The organism is Parasulfitobacter algicola (assembly GCF_013315265.1).
In the GTDB taxonomy this organism is placed as follows: Bacteria; Pseudomonadota; Alphaproteobacteria; order Rhodobacterales; family Rhodobacteraceae; genus Parasulfitobacter; species Parasulfitobacter algicola.
This window is the reverse complement of sequence record NZ_JABUFE010000014.1, coordinates 64148-70662: the sequence shown is the minus strand read 5'-3', so window position 1 is coordinate 70662 and position 6515 is coordinate 64148. Positions and strand designations below refer to the sequence as shown.

Below are 6515 nucleotides of genomic sequence, written 5' to 3'. Positions count from 1 at the left end.
CACACGTCTGCTTCTGACCAGTGCTAAATCAGCTTCAAAAATGTCTTGCTATGCAGAAGCTTTCCACACAGGACATTCGTGCCTTCTGCAGCGCAAGTGGGGCGGGCATCTACCAGTCTTTTGCGTTTGAGGCGGCGAAATATCGGTTCAGATACTCCGCGGAATTTCTAGTGGCAGTCGAGCGTCAGATAGGCTTGCTCGAACCGCTTTGCCCGCAGATCTTCTTGGTTGATCAGCAGATTCAGCACCCCAGCATCACCAAACATAAAGTGGTCATCAGTCCCAAGATGAAGCAGGACGCGATCAAGGTGGGGGTCGTCATTATCACTGCGAAAGTCACCTTGAGTAAAATAAGGATGACCACCTACCCAGTGGGTGCCGTGCATCGCCACAATATCGTCGCTCATCTGTTCCCAGCCATTCAGAATGTCGCGCACCTCTTCATTTTCAGGGTGTCGCCAGAACAAGGACGGATCAACCGCATCGTCCAGCGGCCAGTGGTAGTATGATGCCCGCGCTACATCATATTCAGGTCGCACCGACAGCCCGACCCTTTGCGCGGCTTCGGTTTGGAAAAAACTTCGTTTCCTTGGTTTCGGTAAATTTGATGGCAAGGGATGCTGCATGGTGCCCGTTGGACTGGGATACCAACGTAGCGTGTGCGCAAGACCGCCGTCTTCTTCTTCGCCAAACGGGTCAAAGTCCGCGAAAAACAGCTGCAGGATGCCCTGTGACGGAAAATCATCTATCTGGGGCATCTTGGCAAAGTTGATTTGAGCCAAAAAGGACAATGGCTCTGCATTTTTTGTTTGTGGCCATTTTTCATCTTCGGACGGTGACCAGGGGTGCCCGCCGATTTTCGTGTCCATTGGGCCGGGCTGGCCATCTGTGACAACCAGCCGGGCGAGGGGTAATTTCAGATTATCCATCCGATCCAGTATTGCATCAACCTCGGCCCGTGTAATGGGAGGGGCGGCATCCATGATCCGCTTTTCGCGCCAAGACACATAGGCGCTGTGCAAGAGGGTAGCGACAATCCCGATACCAACTAGGATCAGAGTAAATTGGAGTCCCGAAAGGTTTTTCAGAATATCTGACACGCGGTCTCCTTGTAGGCGCTTGCTGCAAGGACCATAGGGTACGCTCATTCAGCTTCTCAAGCGAAATCGTGACGGTGCAGTGCCGATACCATACCATGCACATAAGGCGCAATCTACGCCCGAGAATGACCAGATTGGCGACTTGCGCCACACAGCGACAACTATCTTGTGGCAGGTGCGAACAGATGCTGCGTCAGCGAAGGTCGAAAGACCAAGGTCGGGATTGTCCGCTGTCCAGCCGTTAGTCGAAGGAGTGATGTAGCTCCGTTCTGGGTCAAGATTGCTTGACGTTCGGGCCAATAGTGCATGACGCGCGACGCTGATGGGACTCAGAAAATTCGCTGCATCGAGTCAAAGGCTCGTGACGTTCCATACCTAGCCCAACATCAGCACATAATGCAGATCATCCTCAAACACCCCGTCACGATACAAAGCGCGGGGCAAATGGCCGACTTTCGCAAACCCAAGCCGTTCATAAAACCGAACTGCACGGGCGTTTTCAGCGGCGACATAAAGTTCCAACTGCAGCACACCCATCGACCGCGCGTGGTCCATCGCATAATCCATCAACCGCTGCGCCAAACCATGACCCTGATCTTGCGGGCGGACATAAAGCGCGTTGATCCAGGCGCGATGCTGAAAATCAGCGCCCTCCATCCGGTCAATCGACAAGGCACCGGCCAGATCATCCCCATCAAAGGCCCCATGCAATGCGCCACCAGCCAAACGCGCGCGGACCTGATCATCGGATCGCACCTGTTCTTGCTGCAAGGTGGTCAAAAACGCATCGGGCCTGTCCCGCAACGCCTGAAATCGAAACACACGCCACGCAATCAGATCATCCGGTCCAAGGGCCCGCGGCGTCATTCAGGATGATCGGGGGCCTTACCCGACGGCGCAACATAGGGTTTCGTGACATCGCGCAACACGGCCTCAAGCGCCTCAACATGCACAGCAATCGCACCGTCACCGGCCAACGTGATCGTTACAACGCCATCAGCATCTGCACCCGGTTCAAACGCCACAGACAGGCACGACAGCACCGTATCTTTGTCCGACCGGTCAATTCCCTGACTTAGCACTTTTTGTACATTCTCAATCGTCATAACCGACTGCACACGTTCGTAACTGCGGTTGCGCTGGTCTGCTAAACTTTGATCTTCCCACCGAAACCGGTTCAAAAGCAGCGCGAAACGCCGCTGACCAGCCAACCATTTCATTTCGGTGATCGGAAACACCGCATCCTGAACCAGTGCGGATATCACCTGAAGATCATCGCTGTCAAAAGCCACCAGCCTCAGCGGAGCCTCGCGACCGTCTTCAAAACTTGCGTCCTGCGTCATATTCCCTGCACCCGTTCGATCCGCGCGCCACACGCGCCCAGTTTTTCTTCGACCCGTTCATACCCGCGATCCAGATGATAAACCCGGTTCACAACCGTTTCACCCTGCGCGGCCAATCCAGCTAAAATCAATGACACACTTGCACGCAGGTCTGTGGCCATCACTGGCGCACCCTTCAGACGTTCCACCCCTGTCACTGTCGCGGTCCCACCATGCACGTCGATCTGTGCGCCCATGCGCATCAGTTCCGGCGCATGCATAAAGCGGTTTTCAAAGATTTTTTCTTCCAGCACGCTGGTTCCGTCTGCGGTGCACAACAGCGCCATCATCTGTGCCTGCAAATCCGTGGGAAATCCCGGAAACGGTTCTGTCGTCACATCAACAGCACTGACGCGCCCGTTTTTGCGCGCAACTTTCAGACCCTTGGCTGTTTCTTCAACATGTATTCCGGCTGCATCCAGCCTTTCGCAGAACGCGCCGACCAGGTCGATCCGACCACCCAGTAATTCAACTTCACCGCCCGTGATCGCCGGCGCCAGCATATAGGTCCCCAGCTCGATCCGGTCCGTCACCACCGGATGCGTCGCGCCATTCAGCCGATCGACGCCTTGAATGGTGATCGTGGATGTGCCGTCGCCTTCGATCTGGGCGCCCATCTTGCGCAGACAATCGGCCAAATCAACGATCTCAGGCTCGCGCGCGGCGTTTTTGATCACAGTCGTGCCCTTGGCCAGTGTCGCCGCCATCAACGCATTTTCAGTGGCACCCACAGACACAAACGGAAATTCAACCGTGCCGCCCTTTAGCCCGCCTTTGGCTGTGGCATGCACATAGCCATCTTTCAACTCCAGATCAGCGCCCATCGCCTCAAGCGCTTTCAGATGCAGATCAACGGGCCGCGCGCCGATGGCACATCCGCCGGGCAAAGACACAATCGCATGACCATCCCGCGCCAACATCGGCCCCAGCACCAGGATCGAGGCCCGCATTTTCCGCACAATATCATAATCGGCTGTGTGGTTATCCAGATTATGGCTTGACATGGCGATGACCTGTCCGCCTTGCATCGTCGTAACCTCGGCCCCCAACGATTGCAGCAGCGCGGTCATCGTCTTGATATCCGACAAGCGCGGCGCGTTGGTCAGCGTTAGCGGCTCCTCACTTAACAAGGTCGCAGGCATCAGCGTCAAACATGCGTTCTTAGCCCCCGCAATCGGGATTTGCCCCTTCAGTTCACCGCCGCCCGTTACAACAATCGAATCCATGCCTGTTAATCCTTTTTCGCCTGCTCTTCAGTTCGCTTGCGCGCCTGAGCTTTTCTTTTTTGTAAATTCGCCTTCAGTGCCGCTTTCAAGCGGTCTTCCCGGCTGTCGGCCGCCTTTGGCTTTTTCGTCTTGTCCGTCATATCACCGCTTTAAACCAGCACAGGCCAAGCGTCCAGACAGCGCCATCTTGCCGGCGACAAACACCGTCTTCATGTTCCATAAATACTCGCGCTCGATGCGTAGCTGTTATAAATGTGCAATTCGCACATTAGCACATTTTAAAGCACCAATCTGCTGTCTGAAACCCAGTCATTTTGTACAAAAATTTTTGTACAAAACCCATGTACAAAGTATACAAAACTCAGGACAAACGCGAAATCACACAAGTGACTTCGACTTTCTTGCCAATCTCGCTTTGTGTTACCTGTCGCGTGATCCGTTTCAACTCGCCCTCAAGCTTGTCATCATCGGCTAACGTCTTGTCTGCCGCCCGCATCAGGAACTGACCCAGATCATGTTCCAGCACTTCGACCAGCGGCGCGTTTGACGTACCCGTTTCAGCCAAGCCCTTGATTTCGCACCAAGGTTCACCCAACGGATCACCTTGTTCATCCATGATCACCGTCACAATTACATGCCCGTTCAGCGCCATACGAATACGGTCACGCACAATCCCGTCAAGTGCCCCAACCTGCACTGATCCATCCAGATAGGTCCGACCGGTTTCGATATGTTCAACAACTTTCGGCGCATTGCCCGACAGATCAACCATCATCCCGTTGACCGCGACGATACCTTGTAATCCTTTGTTTTCGCAAAGCTTCACATGTTCGCGCAGATGCCTGTGTTCTCCGTGCATCGGGATCACGATCTGCGGTTTGACAATATCATGCATCCGTTCCAGATCCGGTCGGTTGGCATGGCCCGACACATGGTAAATTCCACTGCTGTCATCCACCACATCTACGCCCAACTCACTGAATTGGTTGATGATTTTTATCACACCACGTTCATTTCCCGGGATTGTTTTTGACGAAAACAAGAACAAATCCCCTTCGCTCAAACTCAGACCCATATATTTTCCATTGGCCAATTGCGCCGATGCTGCGCGTCGTTCACCCTGACTGCCCGTCACAAGCAACATCAGGTTTTCGCGCGGAATTTCCCTTGCATCTTCGGCACTTATGACTTTTGGAAAGTCTGCCAACACACCCGTTTCAATCGCTGCTTCAACCATTCGACGCATCGCACGGCCCAACAAACAGACTGACCGACCAGCCCTCTGCGCCGCCTCGGCCATTGTTTTCACCCGGGCCACGTTGCTGGCAAAGGTCGTCGCCACAACCATCCCTTTTTGCTGCGCAAACAACTTTTCAATCTCGGGCCCAACGGTGTTTTCCGATCGTCCGGGGTGTTGTGAAAACACATTGGTAGAGTCACAAACCAGCGCCTTAACACTCTGTTTTGCAACACTTTTCCAAAGATCCTGATCAAATGCTTCGCCTACGCCTGGGGTTTCATCCAGCTTGAAGTCGCCCGTATGAATGATCCGGCCGCCGGGGGTATCAATCACCAGCGCCGAGCTTTCTGGGATAGAATGGGAAATCGGTAGGAATCCAACCGTGAACGGCCCCGTTTTTGTTGTTTCTGGCCATGCACTTACAGTTGTAACAGTCTCGGGGCCGACCCCGTATTCATCCAATTTGCGTCGCGCGATATTTGCCGTAAATGCCCGCGTATAGATCGGCGCCCCTAGACGGCCATAAAAGTGACCCACCGCACCCACATGATCTTCATGCGCATGGGTGATAAACACGGCCTCAATCCGATCTTTGCGCGCCTCAAGCCATTGAATATCCGGCAAAATCAGATCAACGCCCGGGGTGCTGTCCATGTCTGGAAATGTGACCCCCAGATCAACCACGATGAACCGTTCCTTATCCTGTGGCCCAAATCCATAGACATAACAGTTCATCCCAATTTCCCCGGCACCACCAAGGGGAAGATATATCAGTCGATCATTACTCATAAGGTATTGTTTTCCTTGTTATACTTCTGGATCACAGTCAGCCCGTGCATCGTTAAATCGTCTTCAAAGTGATCAAATAGCGCGACACTTTGCTGAAACAAAGGGGCCAGACCACCTGTTGAAATCACCTGCATCGGGCGGTCACGTTCCGCTTTGATCCGGTCGCATATCTCGCGGATCAATCCAATGTAACCCCAGAAAATACCCGATTGCATACAGGCCACCGTGTTCGTTCCGATAACAGCCTGTGGTTTGGTGATATCCACATGGGGCAAGGCGGCGGCGGCCTGGTGCAGCGCCTCAAGACTTAGGTTCACACCAGGCGAAATGACCCCACCGATATAAGCCCCATCAGCAGCAACAACATCAAATGTGGTTGCTGTTCCAAAATCAACAATGATCAAGTTTCCACCATAAAGATCATATCCTGCGACCGTATTTACCAGCCGGTCAGGCCCGACCTGTGTGCCCGCATCCACCCGCACATCGACAGGCAAAAGACATTCGGGCTTACCCACAACCAATGGCCTGCAGTTAAAGTAACGGTCTGAAAACACACGCAGATTAAACACCACCCGCGGCACGGTCGATGATATGATAACCTCAGTAATTTCGACATCAATATCCTGAAACTTCATCAGCGTGGTAAGCCAGACATAATATTGATCTGCCGTGCGTTGATGTTCCGTCGAGGTACGCCACGTCGCAATGAACTGCGTCCCATCCCAGATCGAAAAAACCGTATTCGTATTACCGCAATCGATGGCCAGAAGCATCA

The 6515-nt window shown here is 53.5% G+C and carries 7 protein-coding genes; all 7 read right to left on the bottom strand.

What is annotated here, in order from left to right; translation table 11 throughout:
• Positions 1 to 167 precede the first annotated feature (167 nt).
• Positions 168 to 1100: a DUF1963 domain-containing protein gene (locus HRQ87_RS17680; protein WP_174139773.1), complete on the bottom strand. Its 933-nt coding sequence runs from the start codon at positions 1098 to 1100 to the stop codon at positions 168 to 170.
• 375 nt (positions 1101 to 1475) lie between these two features.
• A complete protein-coding gene (locus tag HRQ87_RS17675) occupies positions 1476 to 1967 on the bottom strand; it encodes a GNAT family N-acetyltransferase (protein WP_174139772.1) in 492 nt (163 codons plus the stop codon).
• The gene (locus HRQ87_RS17670) at positions 1964 to 2443 is read right to left on the bottom strand and encodes a DUF2948 family protein (protein ID WP_174139771.1); all 480 of its coding nucleotides are present in this window, start codon (positions 2441 to 2443) and stop codon (positions 1964 to 1966) included. Before HRQ87_RS17670 ends, HRQ87_RS17675 begins: the two co-directional genes overlap by 4 nt.
• The gene (murA, locus tag HRQ87_RS17665; RefSeq protein ID WP_174139770.1) at positions 2440 to 3708 is read right to left on the bottom strand and encodes a UDP-N-acetylglucosamine 1-carboxyvinyltransferase; all 1269 of its coding nucleotides are present in this window, start codon (positions 3706 to 3708) and stop codon (positions 2440 to 2442) included. Before murA ends, HRQ87_RS17670 begins: the two co-directional genes overlap by 4 nt.
• Before the next feature lie 5 nt (positions 3709 to 3713).
• Entirely contained in the window at positions 3714 to 3848 is a 135-nt protein-coding gene (locus HRQ87_RS20520; protein WP_281356687.1) for a hypothetical protein, read from the bottom strand.
• A 221-nt stretch (positions 3849 to 4069) separates the two neighbouring features.
• Positions 4070 to 5737 (bottom strand): ribonuclease J, encoded by a 1668-nt coding sequence (locus tag HRQ87_RS17660; protein ID WP_174139769.1) that lies wholly within the window; start codon positions 5735 to 5737, stop codon positions 4070 to 4072.
• On the bottom strand, positions 5734 to 6513 hold the full coding sequence (locus HRQ87_RS17655) for a type III pantothenate kinase (RefSeq protein ID WP_174139768.1): 780 nt from the start codon (positions 6511 to 6513) through the stop codon (positions 5734 to 5736). The genes HRQ87_RS17660 and HRQ87_RS17655 overlap by 4 nt, the downstream gene beginning before the upstream one ends.
• Between the last annotated feature and the right edge of the window lie 2 nt (positions 6514 to 6515).

What these genes read in the sequence shown, in the direction of transcription:
- HRQ87_RS17675 (WP_174139772.1), bottom strand. Translation starts at nt 1,967, where the DNA reads ATGACGCCGCGGGCCCTTGGACCGGATGATCTGATTGCGTGGCGTGTG.
- HRQ87_RS17670 (WP_174139771.1), bottom strand. Translation starts at nt 2,443, where the DNA reads ATGACGCAGGACGCAAGTTTTGAAGACGGTCGCGAGGCTCCGCTGAGG.
- murA (WP_174139770.1), bottom strand. Translation starts at nt 3,708, where the DNA reads ATGGATTCGATTGTTGTAACGGGCGGCGGTGAACTGAAGGGGCAAATC.
- HRQ87_RS20520 (WP_281356687.1), bottom strand. Translation starts at nt 3,848, where the DNA reads ATGACGGACAAGACGAAAAAGCCAAAGGCGGCCGACAGCCGGGAAGAC.
- HRQ87_RS17660 (WP_174139769.1), bottom strand. Translation starts at nt 5,737, where the DNA reads ATGAGTAATGATCGACTGATATATCTTCCCCTTGGTGGTGCCGGGGAA.
- HRQ87_RS17655 (WP_174139768.1), bottom strand. Translation starts at nt 6,513, where the DNA reads ATGCTTCTGGCCATCGATTGCGGTAATACGAATACGGTTTTTTCGATC.